This is a genomic window from Nocardia sp. CA-084685 (assembly GCF_050955785.1).
Classification (GTDB): Bacteria; Actinomycetota; Actinomycetes; order Mycobacteriales; family Mycobacteriaceae; genus Nocardia.
Genome location: NZ_CP192094.1, coordinates 9,146,980 through 9,169,793, shown reverse-complemented (window position 1 = coordinate 9,169,793; position 22,814 = coordinate 9,146,980). Strand labels below are relative to the sequence as shown.

Genomic DNA, 22,814 nt, shown 5'->3' with positions numbered 1-22,814 from the left:
TGCCCGCACGGTCGTCGCCAAGGATTACGCGGCGTAGCCCCGGTGTGTGGACCCGCGACCCGGGGGTACGCCCCGGATATCCGAACCCAGGAGCATGCGATGACTCAAAAAGATGTGGTGAACGCTTTGCTGGACCGGGCGGGCACGGGCTACGCGGCCGAGGCCGGTATCAAGTTGGCCGATAAACCCGCACCGCTATTCCAATTGCTCATGCTCGCCGAACTGCTCAGCACCCGGATCTCCGCCGATATCGCCGTCGCGGCGACCAAGGAGTTGGTGAGCAGCGGATATCGCACGCCGAGCCGGGTCAGGGACGCCGACTGGCAAGAGCTCGTCGACGCTCTCGGCCGCGCCCACTACAAGCGCTATGACGAGAGTACGGCGTCGCGCTTGGGCGCCACTGCGTCGCGCGTGCTGGACCGCTACGGCGGCGATCTGCGCAAACTCGCCGATGAAGCCGAGCACGACCCGTCCCGCGCCGCCGAACTGCTGCAACAGTTCAAGGGCATCGGCCCGACCGGCAGCGATATCTTCCTGCGGGAAGTCCAGGACGTATGGACCTGGGTTCGACCGCATTTCGACGAACGTGCGCTGCGCGGCGCCGAACGCGTCCGACTTCCGAAAGATCCGGACCGCTTGGCCGGTCTCGCGCCGGAAAACCACACCGCCGATCTGGCCGCGGCGCTGGTCCGGGTCACATTGGACCGCCAGATCGCCGATGAGGTACTCGCCGCCAGCTGAGGCTCAGGTGATCAGCACCTGCACCCGCAGTCCGGCCGCGGCGATCATATTGACCAGCGCGTCCAGGCTGAACAGCTGTGTTCGGCCGCCGAGCAGATCGGAGATCCGCGCGGCGGTGACGCCCAGGTGCTCGGCGGCGACTTCCGGGGACCATCCCTCGGCCGCGATCCGGTCGGTCAGTTCGAATATCAACTGCGACCGCAGCCGCATATTCTCGACGTCGCCGCGGATGTCATCGATCGCATCCCACACGATGTCGAAGATCTTCTCGGCCATGCTTAGCCCACCTTCTCGAGCTGTTCGAGGACGTATGTGCGCTGCTGGTGTACAAGTGGAGAGACCGTGCCCATCGTCGCAGCAGGGGCGGCCGAACGGCGGCAACTCCGCCGAACCCGCGTATTTCCGGACCCGGCGAAGGAAGGTCGTGAGGTGATGTCGGATCGCGACACGAAACCATTCGCCCAGGTGAGACTGGCCGCGGGAGCCTTATTCGTGCGCGGCGAGGAGGTGCTGCTTGTCCATCCGGTCGATCGGGACGGTTGGGACATTCCGGGCGGCATTGTCGCGCCCGGCGAATCACCGGCAGCGGCCTGTCGCCGTGCGATCCGCGAAGAACTCGGCCTGGACCGCCCGCCGTGCCGATTGCTCGTGCACGACTGGGTGCGCAAACCCGCGGGTGACAAAATCCGCTATATCTTCGACTGCGGTGAGCTCGGCGACGCCTCGGCCATCCAGCTGCGGGCGAGCGAACTCGACCGCTGGCAGTGGGTCCGCGTCGACACCGTGGACACCTTCGCCGGACCCGAGCCGTCCCGTCGCATCTGGCAGGCCTTCCGTGCCCGGATGGAGGGCCACGCCGCCTATCTCGAACACGGTGAACCCGCGCTCAGCTATCCGGACACCGCCGCGCCCTCGTGGCTCGACCGGCAGCCCGACCGCGACCGCCACCTCGGCTGAGCGTCAGGGCGCCGTCGCCGTACTGGCCGGGTCGATCAGGATCTTCGCGTGCTGCTCCGGATCGGCCAGCGCGGTGAACGCATTGTCGATACCGTCGAGCCCGACGGTGCCGGTGATCAAGCGGGCAGGGGCGACCTTCCCGTCGGCGATCATATGCAATGTGTCGCGGAATTCACCCGGGTCGTAGCCGAAGGCGAAGCGAAGTTCGATTTCCTTGTTGATCGCCATCGCCGGTTGGAAGCGGTCGGTCTCCATACACACGCCGACCACGACAACGCGCGAAAGTGGCGGCGCGGCCGTGAGGATCTGATCGATGATGCCCGGCACACCAACGCATTCGAAGATCACCGGACCGGTCGGACCCGCATTGAGCGCATGCACCAGCCGGAAGACGTACCACCAGGGCAGATTCGGGATGCGCCGCAGCCGTTCCATGGTGTCGAAACCGAGGCTGAGAACGTCGGTGACACCTTTGATGCGCCCGCGCTGAGGTGCTGCCGCCCAGGGGGATTCGGTCGCGGCATCGACCACGATATCGGCTCCGCAACCGACGGCGAGTTCGCGGCGACGTGGCGAGAAATCACTGGCGACAACGGTGCGCACGCCCGCCGCCTTCAGCATGCTGATAACCGCCAAACCGATAGGTCCGCAGCCGATTACGAAAGCCGTCTGCCCCTTGCTTACCCGCCCCTTGCGCACCGCGTGCCAGGCGACGGCCATCGGTTCGGTGAGTGCGGCGTGCTCGGCCGAGAGCCCGTTCGGGATCGGCATCGTCATCGATTCCTGCACCACCACCTGCTCGGCATACGCGCCGGGCGCGGCTGTCGAGAGCCCGGTCAGCTGCGGTGCGCCGTCGTGCCGCACGATCGGCAGTGCCACCACGGGTGTACCCGTGCGCCAGCGTTTGCGACAGCCCGGCCCGTACTCGACTATCTCGCCACTGAATTCGTGTCCGAGCACCACACTCTGCTCCGCACGCATGAAGTGGTCGTATCCGGTGCGTGTGGCCAACTCGGCCATCTCATCGGCATGGGTACGGGCATGCAGATCGGACCCGCAGATGCCACACCGCGATACATTGATCAGCACCTGCCCATGCCCGGGCGTCGGTGTCGGCAACTCCTCCACCGAAAACTTGGTATTGGTGACGACGGCGGCCCTCATGAACGAACTCCTCGGATCGGCGGCGCGCGGTGCTTCGGCGAAAGCCTGCTCTTGCGGCCACCCTACTGCCGTGTTCGTCGGGCACACCGGAAATCGCGGGTCTGGATCAGACAGTCGCGTCTGGCGAGGGCTTTCGCGAATCCGAAGCCGCATGTACGTCTGATGGATGCCCTGGTCTCAGGTGATCCGTGGTGGCGATCCTGCGGGGTTGGACGCCAGCTGACGGGCAAACGATGGCGGCTCCCGCGTGCATGCGGGAACCGCCTCGGTATTACCGACGCTTCAGTGTCGGGATCACCACGTCGGTCAGATAGTCCTCGATGCCGCGGCCGCCGCGCTGGGCTTCGTGCACGATGACCTGCTGTGCGGCCGCCTTCCGCTGCAATGCCGCACGCGAATCCGGTTCCACCCCACCACCGATGATCAGATCGGTGACTTCGCCGGTATCGAGCACGCGTAGCGCCTCGGCATCGGCGATGGTCCCCACGGCAGCGAATCCGTTGGCCCGCAGGAGCTCGGCGGCGGTGTCCACGATGTCTTGTGCGCGTCCGATGGCAAGTATTTTCAACTCAAACTCCTGTCGATACCAGTTCCAGAGGACCGTCGATTTCGTGCTGCTCGAGCCGTGCGTCCTTGGGGAGCATGAGGAAGCCGAGGCACATGACGGCCAGCAGGCCGATGCCGTACCACAGTGTGTAGCGGAAGGTGTTGGCGAAATTCACCGCATTGGCCCGTTCGCCCGCACCGGTGAGCACCTGTGCCACAGCGTAATCGGCCGCGTCGGAGCTCTGGCAACTGTCCGGGATCGCGGTCGGGTCGACCTGGGCGGATCGATCACGAACGCAGGCAAGGAAATTCGTGACTATCTGGTCCTGTGCCGGTTCCGGAAGGCCGATCGTCGAGAGTTCGGTGCGCACCTGCGGTGTGACCGCCTCGACCCCGCGCGCCGAATCATGGTCCAGCTGACCGAAGAACACCACGCCGACCAGCGCGACGCCGAGTGCGGTGCCGAGCTGCTGTCCGGTATTGAGTAGTCCGGACGCCGCCCCAGCCTCACGCGCCGGCACCTGACCGAGCAGCAGGTCGATGGTCGGCGCGACCACCATGCCGAATCCGACACCGGTGATGATCAGCGGAATCACCATCTGCCACGACGTGATCGACGCACCGTAATGTGCGGCCAGCCATCCATAGAGCGCGAATCCACCGGCATTCACCACACCACCGGTGACCAGCACGATGCGTCCGAACTGCGGCGCGAGCACGCTCACCGAAACCCCGGCCCCAATGCCCGCGCCGACGGCGAAGAAAACCGCCGTGAGCCCGGCCCGCATCGCCGACCAGCCCAGGCCAGCCTGCATGAAAAGCGTCCAGATCAGGAAGAACCCGCCGAGCCCGATCCAGAACAGCAGCCAACTCGCTAGGCCGACCGTGAACGGTCGGGACCGGAAAAGTTCCAGATCGATCAGCGGTGATCCGACGGTCCGCGCCCGGCGCCGCTCGAAGGCGACGAATGCCCCGAAGACCACTGCCGCGCTTGCGATCATGATGAAAGTCCATGCGGGCCAACCCAATCGGCGCCCCTCGGTGAGCGGATAGGCCAGCAGGAGTACCGCGGATATCGCCAGCACCATGCCGATGGGATCCAGTCGCGGCGCGGCTGCCGAGCGCGAATCTCGCATAACGATGGTCGCGGCGATGAGTGCCGCGATCCCGACCGGCACATTGACCAGGAAGATCGGCCGCCAGTCCAGATCGAACAGATTCCATTGCACCAGCAGTCCGCCGAGTGACAGTCCGACCGCCGAAGCGGAGCCGCCGACACCGCTGTAGATCGCGATGGCCTTGGCGCGCTCTTGCTGCGGGAAGGTGGCCCGGATGATGGCGAGGATCTGCGGCACCATCAGCGCCGCCATCGCGCCCTGGATGAACCGTGAGGTGATCAGCATGGTCGGATCGGCGCTGACGCCGCACGCTGCCGAGGCCAGTGTGAATCCGGTCATGCCGATCAGGAAGATCCGCTTGCGGCCGTAGATGTCACCGAGGCGGCCGCCGGTGATGAGCACTGCGGCGAAGGCGAGCACATAGGCCGCGATGATCCATTCGATCTGCGAATACTGGGCCCCCAGATCTGTCTGAATGCTCGGGACCGCGACGTTGACGATGGTGACGTCGAGCAGATCCATGAAGCCCGCGGCGAGTACGACCGCGAAGGCGATCCAGCGGCGGGGGTCGAGTTGGAGGGGCGCGTCCGCGCCGGGGGAGATGTCGGTATCCACGAGGAGGCTCTTTTCGAATCGGTGGAGTAGGACGACCCCTCAAACTATGCACATGAAGTGATTATCAATCAAGTGTGCAATCACTAATAGTGCATTGACCGGGGTATGCTCGGTGCGTGACCGATCCGACCTTCGTGCCGCTGTCAGAGCACCCCGCGTTCCTTTTCGGACAACTCGGATTCCACGTCGCTCAGCGCTTCGCCGACCTGCTCGCGCCGCTGGGCATCAGCCCACGTCACTACGGCACGCTGCGGATATTGCGTGCCAACGACGGCCAATCGCAGCAGCAGTTGTGCGAGGCGCAGCGGATTCACCGCAATGTGATGGTCGGGCTGGTGGACGAACTGGAGAAGCGTGGACTCGTCGAGCGGCGCAAACATCCGACGGACCGGCGCGCGCACGCCGTCTATCTACTTCCGGCGGCGCATGAGCTGCTCATCCAGGCCGAGGAGATCGTGACCGGATTGAATGCGGACATCACGGCAGCGCTCGATCCCGACGAGCGCGCCACCCTGGTCGACCTACTACAGCGCACCGCGGCGGCGAACGGACTGATCCCTGGCATCCATCCGGGCTTGGCCCGCCCGGCGGATAAGTGCTGAGTTCAGATCAGCACGCCGGGATTGAGGATTCCGGCCGGATCCAGCGCGGATTTGGCGGCCCGCAGCGCGTTCGCGAACGGGTCGGGGCGCTGGCGGTCGTACCAGGTTCGGTGGTCTCGGCCCACCGCGTGATGGTGCGTGATGGTGCCGCCCGCGGCTGAGAGCGCCTCGGAGACAGCGGCTTTGATGTCATCCCACTGCGCGAGCGTACTGCCCCAGCGACCGGCGGCGTAGATGCCGAAATAGGGTGCCGGACCGTCCGGATATACATGGGTGAAGCGGCAGGTCACCACGCCCGTGGCACCGACTGATCGGATGGCCGCGTTCGCGGCCTCGGTCACCGTTGCCTTCAGATTGTCGAATTTATCCCAGGTGCAGGCGGTTTCGAAGGTTTCGGTGATCATCGACTGGGCGGCGAGGGCATCGCGTTGATAAGGCATCCGCAGAAAGGACGAACGCCAGGTGTCGCCTGCGCCCGAACTACGTTGGGGTTCATTGGATTCGGTGTAGCGCGCGGGTTCGGGAAGGATGCCGCCGTGGTCGGCGACCAGCTCGAGCGCGCGTTCCAGCCAGGTGCGTGTCGGGTGATCGGCGGATTCGAATCCGAGTACCAGCACACCGCCGCTCGTCGCGGCACCGGCATTGAGAAATGCCTCGGCCGGATCGAGCAGTCGGCAGTTGGTCGGGTAAAGGCCGGACTGCGCGATGGCCCTGGTCGCGGCGACCGCTTGGGTGTAGTCGTCGAAGTGCGCGGAAGCCGTTGCGCGCCAACGCGGTCGGTCCTGTAAGCGCATCCATGCCTCGGTGATTACGCCGAGTGCGCCCTCGGACCCGAGGAACATCCGGTCCGGTGACGGCCCCGCCCCCGATCCGGGCAGCCGCATCGATTCGCTTGTACCCGTTGGCGTCACCACCCGCATCGACTCGACCAGGTCATCGATATGGGTGTACAGCGTCGCGAAATGTCCACCGGCCCTGGTGGCCAGCCAGCCACCGAGCGTCGAGAATTCGAACGACTGCGGAAAATGCCGCAGCGTCAGATTCGCACCGCGCAGTTGATCCTCGAGTGCGGGACCGAGGACTCCGGCCTGAATTCGCGCCGCCCGGCTGGTGCGATCGAGCTCGAGTATCCGATCGAGACGACCGAGGTCCAGACTGATCGCCCCCGCGAATTCGTCTGCTCCGGCGCCGGCAGCGCTCGGCCCGGCGGATGCGGCTCGGACGGGTAATCTCGGCTCGACCCCGCCCACCACGGAAGTGCCACCACCGAACGGGATTACCGCGATATTCGCCGCGGCCGCCCAGTCGAGCACATCGATGATCGCGCTTTCCGTGCGCGGCCGAACGACCAGATCCGGCGCATTGCGCACCTCGCCGAGCAGATTGCGCACCACATCGCGAAATGCCTGACCGTGCGCATGCGCGGCTCGATCGGCCGGGGCCGCCGACACCGACTCGGCGAGCGAATCCGGCGCGGTCACTCGCGGTTCGGGAAGCCCGAGCGATTCGATCGAGGGCGGTTCGTGTGGTGTGAGATCGGCACCGGGCAGCATCGCCGCGACCCGCGCCGTAAGCGCCGCCCGCTCCGCGCCGACGACCGCATCCTCGACATTCCCCCAGCCCCACCACGACCGCGTCTTCGTCGACACTTTCACTCCTCTCGGGGATCGGCACCGCCATCCTCGTGGACCGCCGGACGGACGGGCAACCTCTACGGGGCGGATCCAGCGACTGTCGATCAGAAGTGTCGACTGGCTCGCAATCTCGGGCCTGACGAGAATGGCGCCCCGTTCTCCCCGAATCGGGAATAGACCGCGTGGGTGGTCGGTTGAGCTGTTCGACAATGTTGAGTGTGTTCGGCTCAAGTTTCAGTTGACGCCCGGTGGCGAATGGGTGCAGGATTGAGCCGACCACGCTCAGCGTTGCTGGGACCGTGCTCCGTGAGGTGCTGGGGCGAGGTCTCGCGGCAGTCGACTCGGTAGTCCCGAGCGGATGTCGCAGAGCGGGTAGAGCGCCCGAAAACCGCGAATACCCAGCACCGACACAAGAAGTTACGTCAACTAGGAGGAACCACCATGGCTCGTGCGGTCGGAATCGACCTCGGGACCACGAACTCGGTCGTCGCCGTTCTCGAAGGCGGCGAGCCGGTCGTCGTCGCGAACTCTGAAGGATCGCGCACCACCCCATCGATCGTCGCGTTCGCCAAGAACGGAGAGGTTCTGACGGGCCAGCCCGCCAAGAACCAGGCGGTCACCAACGTCGACCGCACCATCCGCTCGGTCAAGCGCCACATCGGCACCGACTGGTCGGTGGCCATCGACGACAAGAAGTACACCGCGCAGGAGATCAGCGCGCGCGTGCTGATGAAGCTGAAGCGCGACGCCGAGGCCTACCTGGGTGAGGAGATCACCGACGCGGTGATCACCGTGCCCGCGTACTTCGAGGACTCACAGCGCCAGGCCACCAAGGAGGCCGGTCAGATCGCCGGTCTGAACGTGCTGCGCATCGTCAACGAGCCCACCGCGGCCGCACTCGCGTACGGCCTGGACAAGGGCGATAAGGAACAGACCATCCTGGTCTTCGACCTCGGTGGCGGCACCTTCGACGTCTCGCTGCTGGAAATCGGGGAGGGCGTCGTCGAGGTCCGTGCCACCTCCGGCGACAACCACCTCGGTGGTGACGACTGGGATGAGCGCGTCGTGAGCTGGCTGGTCGACAAGTTCAAGGCCAGTGCGGGCATCGACCTGACCAAGGACAAGATGGCCATGCAGCGCCTGCGTGAGGCGGCTGAGAAGGCCAAGATCGAGCTGAGCTCCTCGCAGAGCACTTCGATCAACCTGCCCTACATCACCGTCGACGCCGACAAGAACCCGCTGTTCCTTGACGAGCAGCTGACCCGCGCCGAATTCCAGAAGATCACCTCGGACCTGCTCGACCGCACCCGCGCGCCGTTCCAGTCCGTGATCAAGGACGCCGGTATCAACGTCGCCGATATCGACCACGTCGTGCTCGTGGGCGGCTCGACCCGTATGCCCGCCGTCTCGGACCTGGTCCGTGAGCTGACCGGCGGCAAGGAGCCCAACAAGGGCGTGAACCCGGACGAGGTCGTCGCGGTCGGCGCCGCACTGCAGGCCGGTGTGCTCAAGGGTGAGGTCAAGGACGTCCTGCTGCTCGATGTCACCCCGCTGTCGCTGGGTATCGAGACCAAGGGCGGCGTGATGACCAAGCTCATCGAGCGCAACACCACCATCCCGACCAAGCGCTCGGAGACCTTCACCACCGCCGATGACAACCAGCCGTCGGTACAGATCCAGGTGTTCCAGGGTGAGCGCGAGATCGCCTCGCACAACAAGCTGCTCGGCTCCTTCGAGCTGACCGGCATCCCGCCGGCCCCGCGCGGTGTGCCGCAGATCGAGGTCACCTTCGATATCGACGCCAACGGCATCGTGCACGTGACCGCGAAGGACAAGGGCACCGGCAAGGAGAACACGATCAAGATCCAGGACGGCTCCGGCCTGTCCAAGGAGGAGATCGACCGGATGGTCAAGGACGCCGAGGCGCACGCCGCCGAGGACAAGGCCCGCCGCGAGGAGGCCGAGACCCGCAACCAGGCCGAGTCGCTGGTGCACCAGACCGAGAAGTTCATCAAGGAGAACGAGGACAAGGTCCCCGCGGACGTCAAGACCAAGGTCGAGGCGGCCATCGCCGAGGCGAACGAGGCGCTCAAGGGCACTGATATCGCGGCCGTGAAGTCCGCGGTGGAGAAGCTCGCGACCGAATCGCAGGCGCTGGGTCAGGCGATCTACGAGGCATCTGCCGCCGAGCAGGCCGCGTCCGGCAACGGCGCGTCGAGCTCCGCGAGCGATGACCAGGTCGTGGATGCCGAGGTCGTGGACGAGCCGGTCGACACGGAGAAGAAGTGAGCGAGGGCAACTCCGAACAGGAGCCGATCACCTTCGTCGACAACCGCAAGATCGATCCGGAGACAGGAGAAATCCGGGAACCGGCGGCGGAACAACCCGCCGCCGGGCCCGGCCCGGAAGCCGGGAACGGCACCGAACCTGTCATCGGTTCCGATGCGGGCGCCGAGATCATGGCCGAGGCCATCACCAAGGAGCTGGCCGAGCGCACCGCCGATCTGCAGCGGCTGACCGCCGAATACGCCAACTACCGGCGTCGGGTCGAGCGGGACCGGCAGGCAACCATCGATTCCGCGAAGTCGGCCGTGGTCTCCGAATTGCTCGGCGTACTCGACGATCTCGATCGTGCGCGGGCGCACGGCGATCTCGATGCCGGACCGCTCAAGTCGGTCGCGGATAAGCTCGCCGACGCGCTGCACAAGCAGGGGCTGCAGGAATTCGGTGCGGAGGGTGAACCTTTCGACCCGACCCTGCACGAGGCCGTGCAGCACGAGGGCTCCGGCCACGACCCGGTGATCGGCCTTGTCATGCGCAAGGGCTATCGGTTCGGCGATCGAGTGCTTCGGCACGCGCTCGTCGGGGTAACCGATGGCGTGGCCGATCTGGTCGAAGAAGAGGCATCGGATGCTGATGCCAATGCGAACAACCAATAAGAACCCGAGAGGAGGAGATGCCCAGTGAGCCAACGGGAGTGGATCGAAAAGGACTTCTACAAGGAGCTGGGTGTCTCCTCCAGCGCCTCGCAGGACGAGATCAAGAAGGCGTACCGCAAGCTCGCGCGTGACCTGCATCCGGATGCCAATCCCGGCGATACCAGGGCCGAGGAACGGTTCAAATCCGTCAGTGAGGCGCATGCCGTGCTGTCGGATCCGGCCAAGCGCAAGGAATACGACGAGACCCGAAAGCTGTTCGCCGGTGGCGGATACGGACGCGGCGGCTTCACTCCCGGTGCGGGTGGCGGCTTCTCGCAGGACTTCAATATCGGGGACATCTTCGGCCAGGCGAATGCCGGCGACGGTGGCCTCGGAGACCTGCTCGGCGGCCTGTTCAACCGAGGCGGCACGCGCACCGCGAGCCGCCCGCGCCGCGGCGCCGATGTGGAGACCGAGACGACCCTCGGCTTCCGCGAGGCCGCACAGGGTGTCACGGTTCCGCTGCGGATGACGAGTCCGTCGCCGTGTACGACCTGTCACGGCAGCGGCGCCAAGCCGGGGACCAGTCCGCGAGTCTGTCCCGTCTGCAACGGAAACGGCGTGATCAGCCGCAACCAGGGCGCATTCGGCTTCAGCGAGCCGTGCGACGAATGCCGTGGTACCGGTTCGATCATCGACGATCCGTGCGTCGACTGCCGCGGCAGCGGCATCCAGAATCGGACCCGCACTATCACGGTGCGGATTCCCCCTGGTGTCAGCGATGGGCAGAAGATCCGGCTGGCCGGACAGGGCGAGGCCGGACTGCGTGGTGCGCCCTCGGGTGATCTCTACGTGACCGTGCATGTCAGCCAGGACAAGGTCTTCGGCCGCAACGGCGACGATCTGACCCTGGTGCTGCCGGTCAGTTACAGTGAATTGGTGCTGGGCACAACGGTTTCCGTGCCGACGCTGGAAGGGCGCGTCGGTGTCAAGGTGCCTGCGGGCACCGCGGACGGTCGGATCCTGCGGGTGCGTGGCCGTGGCGTGCCCAAGCGCGGTCCCGGCGGCGGGGCGGGCGATCTGCTCGTCACCGTCAAGGTGGCCGTGCCGCAGAAGCTGGACGACAATGCCGCCGAGGCGCTCAAGCGCTACGCGGAGGCGGAGAAGGCCAGCGGGTTCGATCCACGTGCGGGATGGGCAGGTTCGTGATGTCCGATAATCCGAAGCAGGCATCCGGCGCGGCGTCGCGGGCGGAGTTCTTCATGATCTCCGTGGCGGCCCAGTTGGCGGGCATGCACGCGCAGACACTGCGCACGTATGACCGCCTCGGCCTGGTTACCCCGCAACGGACTTCGGGTGGCGGTCGACGTTATTCGGCACGGGACGTCGAACTGCTCCGCGAGGTGCAGCGGCTGTCCCAGGACGAGGGCGTCAACCTGGCGGGCATCAAGCGCATCATCGAACTGACCAATCAGGTCGAGGAACTGCAACAGCGCGTCGCCGAAATGTCGGCGGAGCTGGACCGGCTGCGCGCGGGGTATCGTCCCGATCTCACGCCGCCGCAACGCAGTACCGCACTGGTGGTGTGGAAGCCGCGCAATAGGCGCTGATAAGCGCGAAAGGCTCCGGGATTCGGTTTCGGCCGAGCCCGGAGCCTTTTGTCATTTCGTGCCGATAAGTGAATGCCTTCTCTTGCAACGCCGTATCGGGTTATGGCCTCGAATACTGCTGGCAGTGCTCGAGTAAAACTCCCGACCCGGGTTTCATTACCGGGCAGTCGGTTCAGCACCGCGTATGTGTCGGCATGTGCTTCTGACAGATTGCCAATGATGTGCCGAGCTGCGAAGTTTGCTGTGGCTCGTGCTTCGGCAAACTATATGCCGGGTCGGGTCGTCGGTTCCGTCGATCGCCAGGCCGGTGGGTGCTCGCGGTGTGACCGAGTCGGATGGGCGGTACCGTACCGCGGGTTGCCGTGCGATCGCTCCATGACCTCGTGTGGGATGAAACTTGCAAATCGGGCCTTCCGAATCCGGTGGTTATATGACGGATTTCGCCGTCGTGTTCGTTCTTTCGGTTTGTTTTCAAGGGTTTTCGTGGCGCGAATCCTCGTTTCGACGGAATTACACGCTTGATGTTTATGCGACTGATTCCGAAGCTGGCAAACCTCGCATACACTCGTTCGCATCGGCTGCTGTCGAGTGTCCCGCAGCACTTCACTCGTCGGCACAGGTTTGTGTTCGAGTGCAAAAGGGGTTGTGACACAAATGGACTCGCGGACGGTCGCTTTGATAAGAACGACGTTCAAGGCGGTTGCTGCGGAGGAGGGGGGCCAGGCCAAGCTAGCCAGTTCGTTCTACGCAATCCTGTTCACGAACTATCCCGCCGTCCGGGATTTCTTCCCCGCAGCGATGGATTCCCAGCGTGACAGATTGGTCAAGGCGATCTCCTATGCGCTGGATCGGCTGGAAGAGCCGAATAAGTTATTGCCATTCCTCGCCCAACTCGGGCGCGATCACCGCAAGTACGGGGTGCAGGCCGCGCATTACAACGCCGTCGCGACCTCGTTGAAGTCCGCGATGCGGATCTTCGCGGGCACCGAGATGTGGACCGATGAGGTCGACCGGGCCTGGGACGAGGGCCTGAAAATCATCGGCGACACCATGATCGGCGCGGCCGAACAGGAATCGACGCCTCCGGTCTGGAGTGGAACCGTCGTCGAGCGGCGCGAGGTGCTGCGCAATCTCGCCGTGGTGCGGCTGCAATTGGATCAGCCGATGCAATACGCCGCGGGCCAGTACATCAGCGTGCAGATCCCGGCGCGGCCGCGCATGTGGCGCTATCTGTCCCCGGCGGTGCCCGCGAATGCCAACGGCGAGATCGAATTCCACATCCGCGGGGTGCTCGGCGGTTGGGTCAGTCCGGCCATCGTCGGCCACACCAATATCGGTGACCAGTGGCTGCTCGGTTCACCGCTCGGCGGACTCGGCATACCGCGCAATGTGAAACGCAAAATGCTGATGGTCGGTTGCGGTACCGGCATCGCACCCCTGCGCGCCCAGCTCATGGCGATGGCACAGCGGCGCGTCAATCCACGGGTGCACCTGTTCGTCGGCGGCCATCACCCGTGTGACCTCTACGATCTGGAGATCCTGAGCCAACTGGCCACCGCCAATAAATGGCTCACCGTAACGCCGGTCACCGAGACCGATGAAAACCCTTGGTGGTACCTGGATTCCGGCGAACCGGAGCGCACCTGGCCCGGGTTGGAAGCCAGGGTGACCGGCCAGATCGGCAAGGTCGTCGCGAGCTACGGCTCCTGGTCCGACCGGGATGTGCAGATAGTCGGATCACCCTCGATGGTGCAGACCACCAAGTTCCGGTTGATGGCCGCCGGAACACAAACCAAGAACATCCGCCACGATCCGCTCTTGTGAATTTTTGGCCGCGAACACCTCGCTCGTAAGGCTCGCTCCGTTGGGGTTGCGTCTGCTGGTTACAGTCCCTCGAATTGGATATTCGCGGCGGGGGTTCCGGTCTCGACGAGTCGATCCAGAGTCACGCGGACCATATTGGGTGACCCGCAGACCAGCACCTGATGGTGGTCGAACGCACCGTGTGAACCGACGACATCGGCGAGCGTGCCGAAGAGCATATCGTCGAGCGGGAATCCGATATCCACGCGCGATTGCTCGTACCATTCGTCGACCCAACCCGGATCCTCCGGGCTCTCGACCACGGGAATCACCGTGAGCCAAGGCAATTCGTTCGCCAGCAGGAACAGCATGTCATCGGCGTACAGGTCGCGCGGGGAGCGCCCGCCCACGAACAGGTAGGTGGGCGGTGGATCCTCGTGCCTGGCGAGGTCGAGAATCTGGGAGCGCATCGGGGCCAGGCCGGTGCCGCCCGCGATCATCAGGACCTCGTCGCCGTAGGGGTCGACGGCGAGAGTGCCGAGGGGAGTACTGATCTGCCATTCGTCGCCGGGGCGGGTATCGGCGACGATACTGCCGCTGCACCAGCCGCCCGGCACGGTGCGGACGTGGAATTCCAACTTGCCGTCCAGCGACGGCGGCAGTGCGGGGGAGAGCCGACGGCGCATCCCCGGATGCTGCGGCACCCGGACCTCGACCGACTGTCCCGCGAGAAACGGGACGTACTCGCCGATGAGGCGGATCACCGCGATGTCGTGGCGCAGCCGGTGATGACCGACAACGGTCGACTTCCATTCGGGCGCCGCACCATTGCCGTGCGGGCTCGGATCAATTGTCATTACTTCTCTCATACGGGGTCTGAGCTGATAACCGACTCGGGGGTGCCCACCGCCATGAGGGCGCGGCGGGTGTCGGCGATCATGCGGGCCGAACCGGCGATCTGGATCTGTCGGTCGGCCCATGAACCGAAGCTGGCCACGACCGCGCCCAGATTTCCGATCAGGCGGCGGTGCATGCCGTACGGCTCGTCCTGCGGTGGATGCGGATACCACCACGGGTTCGTCTTCTGTTCGCAGACCGGGACCACGGTGAGCCACGGATTGCTCTGCGAGAGCTGCCACATATTCTCCACGTCGTACAGATCGCAGGGATAGCGGCCGCCGATGAAGAAGTGCACACGCGGATTGATGCCGCGCTGACCCATCTCGATCAACTGGGCGCGCAGCGGGGCGATGCCGGTGCCAGCACCGATCAGCAGCACGTCACGGCCGCTGTCGCGATCGATGTGCAGACCACCGAGCGGACCGGCGATCATCCACCGATCGCCCACCCTGGTCTCGTTGACGACGGCCGGGCTCACCCAACCGCCGCGAATCTTGCGGACGTGGAATTCGATTTCGCCGTAGGGATTCGCGGGAATCGCCGGCGATAGATAGCGCCACATCTTGGGGCGCTGCGGCAGCGAGACCGGCACGTACTGTCCAGCCTGATACGGAATCGGACTGTCGGACTGCAGCCGCACGATGGCCAGATCCTCGAGCACGCGGCGATGGCCGACCACGGTCGCATCCCAGTACGGCTGCGATTTATCGGAATTAGCGCCGATGGCCATGGAGGCGGAGATGAGGATGGTGATATCGCGCCAGCCCTCCTCGAGCGCGCGATTCCACATCGGCCCGTTGAAGACCCGGAAGGCGGCGAGCAGCGCCCGCCCGGCGATGTCGTAGTGCGCGGCGATGACGCCGTATTTGCGGTGATCACGCGCCAGCTGTTCCAGGAACTTCTGCGCCCGTTCCCAGTCCTCGAGATTGTCGAGCACGTAATGGATGGCGGTCACCACCCGCTTGGCCTGCATCTCCATCGCGGGCGGGAACAATTCCCGCAACTGCGGCTTCTCCGCAAACAGGTGACCATAAAACGCACTGATCAACCGCTCGGGTCCGTTCGGCGACTCGATCACCGATCGGAAGTTGGCGCGGACCAGCGCTGCCGAACGCGCATCCACGACGTGGAGCTTCCTTTCCCTCAAAATCTGCCCAGGGACATGTCCGTAACCGGCGGTCCTCCGCCGTCAAGTATCCCTGAAAATCACGTGGTCGTGTAGGTATGGCCGATCACGTCCGCGCCGACGGTAATCCGACGGCAAATCGGGGCTGCTCTGGGCCGGACATGCAGGATATCGCGACCGAGTCCGCTCCGGGTTACCGCCGGGTCAACTCGCGACGTTGGCGCGCACCGCGGGCGCGACCAATTCGGCGTAGCGATGCACTTGGTCGACGGGGTCGCCCTCGGTCGGCCAGAAGATGAAGCCGTCGATGCGCTGGTCGCGATGTAGCGCGGAAAGATCGTCCACCCAGCGCTCGGGCGGCCCCTCCAGGAAGCCCTGGTCGGTGCCGTCGGTGGTGATGGTGCCGGAGAGGTTGTATACCCGACGGATGGCGCGCGGATCGCGCTGTGCCGCCGCGGCCGCATCGTCGATGCGCTTACCCGCCTCGGCCAGGAATTCCGGCGGCGCCCATGCAGCCGAGGGGAGCCAGCCGTCGGCGCGCTGTCCGGTCAGGGCGAGCATGCGCGGGCCCTTCGCGCCGAGCCAGATGCCGGGATCGTGTTGCGGCCGCGGACCGGGGTGGGCACCGTCGAGCAGATGGTAGGTGCCGGGCACCCGGACCGAACGCTCGTCGCTCCACATGGCCCGGATGACCGCGATGCCCTCGGCCAGCGCCCGAACCGATTCGCCTGGGCTCAGGTGGTAACCGCCCATGGCGGCGATGGCGGCCCAGAACGCGCCGGCACCGAGTCCGAGGTGGATCCGGCCGCCGGTCATGATGTCGAGGGAGGCAACGGATTTCGCGAGTACGGCGGGATTGCGCAGCGGCAGGTTGGCGACGTCGGGGAAGAAGGTGAGTCGCTCGGTGCGCATGGCCAAGCCGGTGATCAGGGTCCAGGTGTCGAGGAAGCGGCGCTGGTAGGGGTGGTCCTGAACGCCGATCAGGTCGAGCCCGGCGGTCTCCGCATATGTCGTCAACTCGGTGAGCTGCTGGTAGTTATCGGCCTCCGGAATCAGGAAGAGGCCGAACTCGGGCGGGCGTGATGAGCCCTTTTTGCGGCCAGTCACTCGATCTCAGATGGCCAGTACGGTTTTGCCCCGCGCGCCGATCGCGCCGATGACCGAAGGGCCGAGGTCCAGTGGGACGGTCACGTCGATCGGCACGACCACGTCACCGGCGGCGACTCGATCGAGCAGGCGGGCCAATTCCGGTGCACGGCCGGAGGATTCGATATTGCCGCCCTTGATGCCGCGATCGCGCAGTGCGTCCGGATCGGCGGACCAGATGGTGGAGTAGACCGTGCCGCCGTCGCGGACCAACGTGGTCAGTTCGGCGAGCACCTCGGGTGGACTCACCAGATCGAACAGCGCATCGACGCCGTCGGGATGCGCGGCGGCGACCAGTTCGACGACCGGACCCAGGGTGTAATCGACGGTCTCGGCCGCGCCGAGCCTGGTCATCTGATCGGCGACCGCCCCCCGCGCCGTCGCGATGACATGTGCCCCGGCGATATTCGACAACTGCACCAGAAATGAGCCGACGCCGCCGGTCGCGCCGACGATCAGTACCGTCTGGCCCGGTTCGATCTTGGTGGCATCCACGATGTCCTGTGCGGTTATGCCCGCGGTCGGCAGGGCCGCCGCCGCGACGGTGGGCACCCGGTCTGGGATCGGGACCAGGGTGGCGTTCTCGGGCAGTACCGAATATTCCGCGAAACTGCCGTGGCCCGCGGGCGGGAACAGGAATTTGCCGACGACGCGGTCGCCGACGCCGAATTTGGTGACGCCGGGGCCGACCGCGGCCACCGTGCCCGCACCGTCGACGCCGAGGATCATCGGGAAATCATGCGGCAGCTTGCCATCCAGGATGCCCCCGGCCATCTTCTGGTCGAAGGGGTTCACCCCGGCCGCCTCGACCTGGATTCTGACCGCGCCCGCGCCGGGTTCGGGGGTCGGCATTTCGGCCAGTTCGGGCGTTGCTCCAAAGCTTCGTACCACGATCGCGCGCATCCATCGCTCCTCGGGTCGGGCTGGATTGTGCTGCATCAACCAACGGCCAAGGCCATCGTAGGCATCGCGGTGCCCTGGACCCTGCGATTGAGGCCATTCGGCAGTGTCGCGGCGTAGCGTTGCGCCCGAGTCTGTTCGGTGGCGAAAAAATTAAAGTTGAGTGGAACAGACTCAACCTTTCCGACGTTGGATAGTGCGAATCGACTAGTAGGAAGGTGAGTTGTGGACTCGTTCAATCCCACCACCAAGACCCAGGCGGCCCTGACCGCCGCCCTGCAGGCCGCCTCGGCCGCGGGCAATCCGGAGATTCGTCCGGCGCACTTGCTGGTGGCGTTGCTGGATCAAACCGATGGCATCGCCGCCCCCTTGCTCAAGGCCGTCGCGGTGGATCCGGCGACGATTCGACGCGAGGCACAGGACATCGTGGACAGGCTGCCACGGGCGACCGGTGCGACCACTACTCCGCAACTCGGCCGCGAGGCCCTGGCCGCGATCACCGCCGCCCAGCGCCTGGCTACCGAACTCGGCGACGAATACGTCTCCACCGAACACGTCATGGTCGGCCTGGCCGAGGGCGATTCGGATGTGACCATGCTGCTGAAGAAGTACGGCGCGACCCCCGAGGCGCTGCGCGAGGCGTTCACCGCCGTGCGCGGCAGTGCGCGCGTCACCAGTGCCGATCCGGAGGGCAGTTACCAAGCGCTGGAGAAGTATTCGACCGATCTCACGGCGCAGGCTCGCTCCGGCAAGCTCGACCCGGTCATCGGGCGCGATACCGAAATCCGCCGCGTCGTACAAGTTTTGAGCCGCCGCACCAAGAACAATCCGGTGCTGATCGGTGAACCCGGTGTCGGCAAGACCGCGATCGTGGAGGGCCTTGCCCAGCGCATCGTGGCCGGTGACGTGCCGGAATCGTTGCGCGGCAAGTCCGTCGTCTCGCTCGACCTGGGTGCGATGGTGGCCGGTGCGAAGTACCGCGGCGAATTCGAGGAACGGCTCAAGGCCGTACTCGAGGAGATCAAAAGCAGTGCGGGACAGATCATCACATTCATCGATGAGCTGCACACCATTGTCGGTGCGGGCGCGACCGGCGAATCGGCCATGGATGCTGGAAATATGATCAAGCCGATGCTCGCCCGCGGTGAGCTGCGCCTGGTCGGCGCCACCACGCTGGATGAGTATCGCCAGCACATCGAAAAGGACGCCGCCCTCGAGCGTCGCTTCCAGCAGGTGCTGGTCGGCGAGCCGTCGGTGGAGGACACCATCGGCATCCTGCGCGGCATCAAGGAGCGCTACGAGGTGCACCATGGTGTGCGCATCACCGACTCCGCACTGGTCGCCGCCGCCACGCTCAGCGACCGCTACATCACCTCCCGGTTCCTACCGGATAAGGCGATCGACCTGGTCGACGAGTCGGCATCGCGGCTGCGTATGGAAATCGATTCGCGCCCAGTGGAAATCGATGAGGTCGAGCGTGCGGTGCGCAGGCTCGAGATCGAAGAGGTCGCGCTGGAGAAGGAGACCGACGCGGCCTCCAAGCAGCGCCTGGACAAGTTGCGCCAGGAACTCGCCGACGACCGCGAAAAGCTCAATCAGCTGATGACTCGCTGGCAGAACGAGAAGAGCGCCATCGATCAGGTCCGCGTCCTCAAGGAGGAGTTGGAATCCCTGCGCGGTGCATCCGAGCGCGCCGAGCGCGACGGCGATCTGGGCAAGGCCGCCGAGCTGCGCTACGGGCGTATCCCGGCGTTGGAGAAGCAGCTCGCCGAGGCCGAAAAGGTCTCCGCCACAGCCGCTGACGGCGAAGTGATGCTCAAGGAGGAGGTCGGCCCCGACGATATCGCCGAGGTGGTCTCGTCCTGGACCGGTATTCCGGTCGGCCGGATGATGGAGGGTGAAACCCAGAAGCTGTTGCGCATGGAGCAGGAGCTGGGTAAGCGCGTGGTCGGTCAGCCCGAGGCGGTGCAGGCGGTTTCGGATGCGGTGCGCCGGGCGCGCGCCGGAGTCGCGGATCCGAACCGGCCGACGGGTTCGTTCATGTTCGTCGGCCCCACCGGTGTCGGTAAGACCGAGCTGGCAAAGGCGTTGGCCGACTTCCTCTTCGATGACGAACGCGCCATGGTCCGCATCGATATGAGCGAGTACAGCGAGAAGCATTCGGTCGCTCGGCTCGTTGGCGCCCCGCCCGGCTATGTCGGTTACGACCAGGGCGGTCAGCTGACCGAGGCGGTGCGGCGTCGCCCGTACACCGTGGTGCTCTTCGACGAGATCGAAAAGGCGCATCCGGATGTCTTCGACATCCTGCTCGCGGTTCTCGACGAGGGTCGCCTGACCGACGGCCAGGGCCGCACGGTCGATTTCCGCAACACCATCCTCATCCTCACTTCGAATCTGGGTGCGGGTGGCAATCGGGATTTCGTCATGAACGCGGTCCGCTCGGCCTTCAAACCGGAGTTCCTGAACCGCCTCGACGATGTGGTCATGTTCCATGCTCTCAACGAGGAGCAGCTGGAATCCATCGTCGATATCCAGCTCGACCAGCTGCAGAAACGACTGTCGCAACGCAGGCTGAAGCTGGACGTCAGCAATTCGGCCCGCTTCTGGCTCGCCGTGCGCGGCTACGACCCGCTGTACGGCGCCCGCCCGCTGCGCAGGCTGATCCAGCAGGCCATCGGCGACACCCTCGCCAAGGAACTGCTCGCCGGTGAGGTCGCCGACGGCGACACCGTCGCGGTCAACGTGAGCCCGAACGGCGATGGCCTCATCGTCGGACGGGGCTGACAACGCGACCCAGCTTGCGATCAATCGCAAGCTGGGTCACCCGGTGACAACGACGGAGCAGGTCCCGAGCGACGAGTTCGCGGCCCGTCTCGCGTCCGAGTCGTCGAAGCGCATGCGACGAAGTCGCGAGTCTCGACGGCTCGGACGCGAGACACAGGGGGCCGCGAACACGCCGCGCCGAAGGCGCGGCCAAACCAACACAGCCTACCCTTGAGGGCATGAGTAGTCCCAACGATCCCTGGGCTCAGCGACCGGAGGATGCGCCGACGGAACATTTCGGTCCGTCGGGTAAGTCGGGATTTCAGCCGTCCGCGCCTACCAGCGAATACATCGAACCGTATGGCCATGGCGATGCGACCTCGGTCTACCCGTCTACCGAACAATTCGAGCCGTGGGCGCCGCCACCGGTCAATGCCACCAAGGAGTTCCCGCCGTACGACAGCCAGGTCCAATGGGGCCAGGACAGTGGCGCGTGGCAGGAGCCGACCCAGGTGGGTCCATACGGCCAGCCCGGCGTCCAGTATCCGCCCGGACCGCAGGGCGCGCCGCTACCCCCGGATCAGGGACCGCCGCCGCGCAAGCGCAATACCGGCCTGTGGATCGCCCTCGGACTGGGGGTGATCCTGCTGATCGGCGCGGTCAGTGCGGTCGCGGGGATGCTGCTCGGCGGTAAGGACACTTCGTCGAGTTCGGCCGCGAGCACCTCGGCCTTCCCGACCGCGGGCCGAGCCACTGGTACCGCGCCCTCGCGCGGTCCGTCATCCACCCAGGTCCTGCCGAGCATTCCGGGACTCGGCGGCATCGATAGCCTCGGCGCGACCATGGGCACCATCAAAGCCAATGCCGGTGGCCAATTGACCCTCGACACCCTCGGCGGCGGATCCCCTGTGACGGTACGTACCACCGATAAGACCCAGGTGATCTCGCTGGCGGGGTCCAAGGCGTCCGATCTTCCGGTCGGCGACATGGTCGTGGTGCAGGGCGATAAGGCCGCGGATGGTTCGATCGACGCGAAGATCATCATCAGCACCGCACTGCCCGGAGGCACGCGGTGAAATATCGGCGGGCAGTGATGCGCAATAGCTCTGTCGGCTCTATAGGGTAGGCGACGATGACGGCAATGTGGTTCGGGTTGGCGGCGATCGCGCTCGTTGGTGCGATCGTGCTGCTGTATTTCGATCGGGTTCAGCGACAGCGGACCGGTCATGCGCGCCAAGTGTGGGCGAAGGCCCAGGGCTATACGTATGTGTCGGTGGAGCCGGCGCTGGCCTCCACTTGGCGCCGCGGTGCGTTGGCCAAGCTCGGCTACCTGTCCGCGGTGGATGTGGTGTCCGGCATCCGCAAGGGCGAGAAATTCGTCCTCTTCGATCTGGAAGATGCCGCGACGCTGGTCGCGGTGCGCAGGCAGATCGGCTCCGATATCGATGTGGATATGCGGCTCAAGACCGCATCCCCGCCCAAGGATGCCGATCTGGAACTGCTCGGCGCGATCGGTGACCGGGTGGTGTTCGCGACCAATCCGGAGATCGCCAGGCACGCCGTCGACCAGCGCATGGTCGCCTTCATCGAATCGCTGCCCGATTCCGTGCAGATGCTGTGGAGTGAGGGCAACTGGACCCTCGGCATGCTGAATGTCGGTACGGCGGCCAAGGATTGGGAGACCGCGATCGATGCGGTGCTTCGCCTGTCCGGTCTATTGCATGTGCTGCCTCCGGTGAGCGATGTGCGGGGGGTGGATTCCGGTGGTCACGATCCGGGACGGCCGCATCCACGTAAGCGCTCGGGTGCGCGGGATGAGGCGGAAAGTCCGGTGGCCGGGCGGGTCGCGTCGGCGGATCTGCGTAAGCGCGAGGACTTCGACGACGAGGACTACAACGAATCGTCGTATGGCGAAGACGATTTCGACCGTCCGAAGTACCGCGAGTACTCCGACGACGACTACTACGACGAGGAGGCGGTCGCCGACCCGGAGCCGCCGCGCCGCCCCAGTCTCGCCGTGGTCCCCGACTCCCGTTCGCGGGCCCGCGACGAGCGCTGGGCAGCGGAGCCGGACGACGACTGGTCGCCGCAGGATCGCTCGGCCGAGCGCAAGCCCGCGAAATCCGAGTCGGGTGAGGACGAATGGCCCTCGGGCGAGCATAAGCCGCAACAGCCCGGCGGTCCGTTCCATCCGGGGTTCCGCCCATATCAGGGACCTGTGCCGCAGTGAGCGGGCATAGCGCCCCGATGACCTGGATTGTGCAATGAATG

General features: G+C 65.5%; 20 protein-coding genes. 11 read left to right on the top strand and 9 right to left on the bottom strand.

Annotated features, from left to right (window positions below):
- Window positions 1–99 precede the first annotated feature (99 nt).
- On the top strand, window positions 100–741 hold the full coding sequence (locus tag ACQP2U_RS40505; RefSeq protein WP_433712436.1) for an endonuclease: 642 nt from the start codon (window positions 100–102) through the stop codon (window positions 739–741).
- A 3-nt stretch (window positions 742–744) separates the two neighbouring features.
- Here the strand turns inward: ACQP2U_RS40505 and ACQP2U_RS40500 are convergent, their stop codons facing one another.
- Entirely contained in the window at window positions 745–1,017 is a 273-nt protein-coding gene (locus tag ACQP2U_RS40500) for a helix-turn-helix domain-containing protein (RefSeq protein WP_397030638.1), read from the bottom strand.
- Window positions 1,018–1,083: 66 nt separating this feature from the next.
- Here ACQP2U_RS40500 and ACQP2U_RS40495 point away from each other — a divergent pair, with 66 nt between their 5' ends.
- Window positions 1,084–1,698 (top strand): NUDIX domain-containing protein, encoded by a 615-nt coding sequence (locus ACQP2U_RS40495; RefSeq protein ID WP_433712435.1) that lies wholly within the window; start codon window positions 1,084–1,086, stop codon window positions 1,696–1,698.
- Between the two features lie 3 nt (window positions 1,699–1,701).
- On the opposite strand, the gene ACQP2U_RS40490 is transcribed toward ACQP2U_RS40495, so the two are convergent.
- From ACQP2U_RS40490 to ACQP2U_RS40480, 3 genes are all read right to left on the bottom strand, one after another.
- Window positions 1,702–2,862 carry a zinc-binding dehydrogenase gene (locus ACQP2U_RS40490; RefSeq protein ID WP_433712434.1) on the bottom strand — a complete coding sequence of 387 codons (1,161 nt, stop codon included), beginning with the start codon at window positions 2,860–2,862 and terminating at the stop codon, window positions 1,702–1,704.
- 271 nt (window positions 2,863–3,133) lie between these two features.
- The gene (locus ACQP2U_RS40485; RefSeq protein ID WP_433712433.1) at window positions 3,134–3,430 is read right to left on the bottom strand and encodes a hypothetical protein; all 297 of its coding nucleotides are present in this window, start codon (window positions 3,428–3,430) and stop codon (window positions 3,134–3,136) included.
- A 1-nt stretch (window position 3,431) separates the two neighbouring features.
- On the bottom strand, window positions 3,432–5,141 hold the full coding sequence (locus ACQP2U_RS40480) for an MFS transporter (protein WP_433712432.1): 1,710 nt from the start codon (window positions 5,139–5,141) through the stop codon (window positions 3,432–3,434).
- A 116-nt stretch (window positions 5,142–5,257) separates the two neighbouring features.
- On the opposite strand from ACQP2U_RS40480, the gene ACQP2U_RS40475 reads away from it, so the two are divergent.
- Window positions 5,258–5,743 carry a MarR family winged helix-turn-helix transcriptional regulator gene (locus ACQP2U_RS40475; protein ID WP_433712431.1) on the top strand — a complete coding sequence of 162 codons (486 nt, stop codon included), beginning with the start codon at window positions 5,258–5,260 and terminating at the stop codon, window positions 5,741–5,743.
- Window positions 5,744–5,745: 2 nt separating this feature from the next.
- Here ACQP2U_RS40475 and ACQP2U_RS40470 read toward each other — a convergent pair whose 3' ends face one another.
- Entirely contained in the window at window positions 5,746–7,392 is a 1,647-nt protein-coding gene (locus ACQP2U_RS40470) for an FAD-binding oxidoreductase (protein ID WP_433712430.1), read from the bottom strand.
- 426 nt (window positions 7,393–7,818) lie between these two features.
- Between ACQP2U_RS40470 and dnaK the strand changes: the two genes are divergently transcribed.
- From dnaK to ACQP2U_RS40445, 5 genes are all read left to right on the top strand, one after another.
- Complete coding sequence (dnaK, locus tag ACQP2U_RS40465; protein ID WP_397030629.1) at window positions 7,819–9,666, top strand: molecular chaperone DnaK; 1,848 nt, start codon at window positions 7,819–7,821, stop codon at window positions 9,664–9,666.
- Window positions 9,663–10,316, top strand: coding sequence for a nucleotide exchange factor GrpE (gene grpE / locus ACQP2U_RS40460; RefSeq protein ID WP_433712429.1), 654 nt, complete (start codon window positions 9,663–9,665; stop codon window positions 10,314–10,316). Before dnaK ends, grpE begins: the two co-directional genes overlap by 4 nt.
- A gap of 24 nt (window positions 10,317–10,340) precedes the next feature.
- Window positions 10,341–11,504: a molecular chaperone DnaJ gene (dnaJ, locus tag ACQP2U_RS40455; RefSeq protein WP_433712428.1), complete on the top strand. Its 1,164-nt coding sequence runs from the start codon at window positions 10,341–10,343 to the stop codon at window positions 11,502–11,504.
- Window positions 11,504–11,905, top strand: a complete 402-nt coding sequence (locus ACQP2U_RS40450; protein ID WP_433712426.1) for a heat shock protein transcriptional repressor HspR — start codon at window positions 11,504–11,506, stop codon at window positions 11,903–11,905. Before dnaJ ends, ACQP2U_RS40450 begins: the two co-directional genes overlap by 1 nt.
- 654 nt (window positions 11,906–12,559) lie before the next feature.
- Entirely contained in the window at window positions 12,560–13,729 is a 1,170-nt protein-coding gene (locus tag ACQP2U_RS40445; RefSeq protein ID WP_433712425.1) for an FAD-binding oxidoreductase, read from the top strand.
- Between the two features lie 59 nt (window positions 13,730–13,788).
- On the opposite strand, the gene ACQP2U_RS40440 is transcribed toward ACQP2U_RS40445, so the two are convergent.
- The 4 genes from ACQP2U_RS40440 to ACQP2U_RS40425 form a co-directional block, all read right to left on the bottom strand.
- A complete protein-coding gene (locus tag ACQP2U_RS40440; RefSeq protein WP_433712424.1) occupies window positions 13,789–14,565 on the bottom strand; it encodes an FAD-binding oxidoreductase in 777 nt (258 codons plus the stop codon).
- A gap of 8 nt (window positions 14,566–14,573) precedes the next feature.
- A complete protein-coding gene (locus ACQP2U_RS40435) occupies window positions 14,574–15,731 on the bottom strand; it encodes an FAD-binding oxidoreductase (RefSeq protein WP_397030619.1) in 1,158 nt (385 codons plus the stop codon).
- Between the two features lie 207 nt (window positions 15,732–15,938).
- The gene (locus tag ACQP2U_RS40430) at window positions 15,939–16,841 is read right to left on the bottom strand and encodes an LLM class flavin-dependent oxidoreductase (RefSeq protein ID WP_433712423.1); all 903 of its coding nucleotides are present in this window, start codon (window positions 16,839–16,841) and stop codon (window positions 15,939–15,941) included.
- 6 nt (window positions 16,842–16,847) lie between these two features.
- A complete protein-coding gene (locus ACQP2U_RS40425; protein WP_433712422.1) occupies window positions 16,848–17,783 on the bottom strand; it encodes an NADP-dependent oxidoreductase in 936 nt (311 codons plus the stop codon).
- 222 nt (window positions 17,784–18,005) lie between these two features.
- Here ACQP2U_RS40425 and clpB point away from each other — a divergent pair, with 222 nt between their 5' ends.
- From clpB to ACQP2U_RS40410, 3 genes are all read left to right on the top strand, one after another.
- On the top strand, window positions 18,006–20,564 hold the full coding sequence (gene clpB, locus ACQP2U_RS40420) for an ATP-dependent chaperone ClpB (protein WP_433712421.1): 2,559 nt from the start codon (window positions 18,006–18,008) through the stop codon (window positions 20,562–20,564).
- 218 nt (window positions 20,565–20,782) lie between these two features.
- Window positions 20,783–21,619: a DUF5666 domain-containing protein gene (locus ACQP2U_RS40415; RefSeq protein WP_433712420.1), complete on the top strand. Its 837-nt coding sequence runs from the start codon at window positions 20,783–20,785 to the stop codon at window positions 21,617–21,619.
- Window positions 21,620–21,675: 56 nt separating this feature from the next.
- Window positions 21,676–22,773, top strand: a complete 1,098-nt coding sequence (locus ACQP2U_RS40410; protein WP_433712419.1) for a hypothetical protein — start codon at window positions 21,676–21,678, stop codon at window positions 22,771–22,773.
- The last annotated feature ends 41 nt before the right edge of the window (window positions 22,774–22,814 follow it).

Excerpts from the sequence above, each read along its gene's own strand:
- ACQP2U_RS40505 (WP_433712436.1), top strand. The coding sequence starts at position 100 with ATGACTCAAAAAGATGTGGTGAACGCTTTGCTGGACCGGGCGGGCACG.
- ACQP2U_RS40500 (WP_397030638.1), bottom strand. The coding sequence starts at position 1,017 with ATGGCCGAGAAGATCTTCGACATCGTGTGGGATGCGATCGATGACATC.
- ACQP2U_RS40490 (WP_433712434.1), bottom strand. The coding sequence starts at position 2,862 with ATGAGGGCCGCCGTCGTCACCAATACCAAGTTTTCGGTGGAGGAGTTG.
- dnaK (WP_397030629.1), top strand. The coding sequence starts at position 7,819 with ATGGCTCGTGCGGTCGGAATCGACCTCGGGACCACGAACTCGGTCGTC.
- ACQP2U_RS40450 (WP_433712426.1), top strand. The coding sequence starts at position 11,504 with ATGTCCGATAATCCGAAGCAGGCATCCGGCGCGGCGTCGCGGGCGGAG.
- ACQP2U_RS40445 (WP_433712425.1), top strand. The coding sequence starts at position 12,560 with ATGGACTCGCGGACGGTCGCTTTGATAAGAACGACGTTCAAGGCGGTT.
- ACQP2U_RS40440 (WP_433712424.1), bottom strand. The coding sequence starts at position 14,565 with ATGACAATTGATCCGAGCCCGCACGGCAATGGTGCGGCGCCCGAATGG.
- ACQP2U_RS40425 (WP_433712422.1), bottom strand. The coding sequence starts at position 17,783 with ATGCGCGCGATCGTGGTACGAAGCTTTGGAGCAACGCCCGAACTGGCC.
- ACQP2U_RS40415 (WP_433712420.1), top strand. The coding sequence starts at position 20,783 with ATGAGTAGTCCCAACGATCCCTGGGCTCAGCGACCGGAGGATGCGCCG.
- ACQP2U_RS40410 (WP_433712419.1), top strand. The coding sequence starts at position 21,676 with ATGACGGCAATGTGGTTCGGGTTGGCGGCGATCGCGCTCGTTGGTGCG.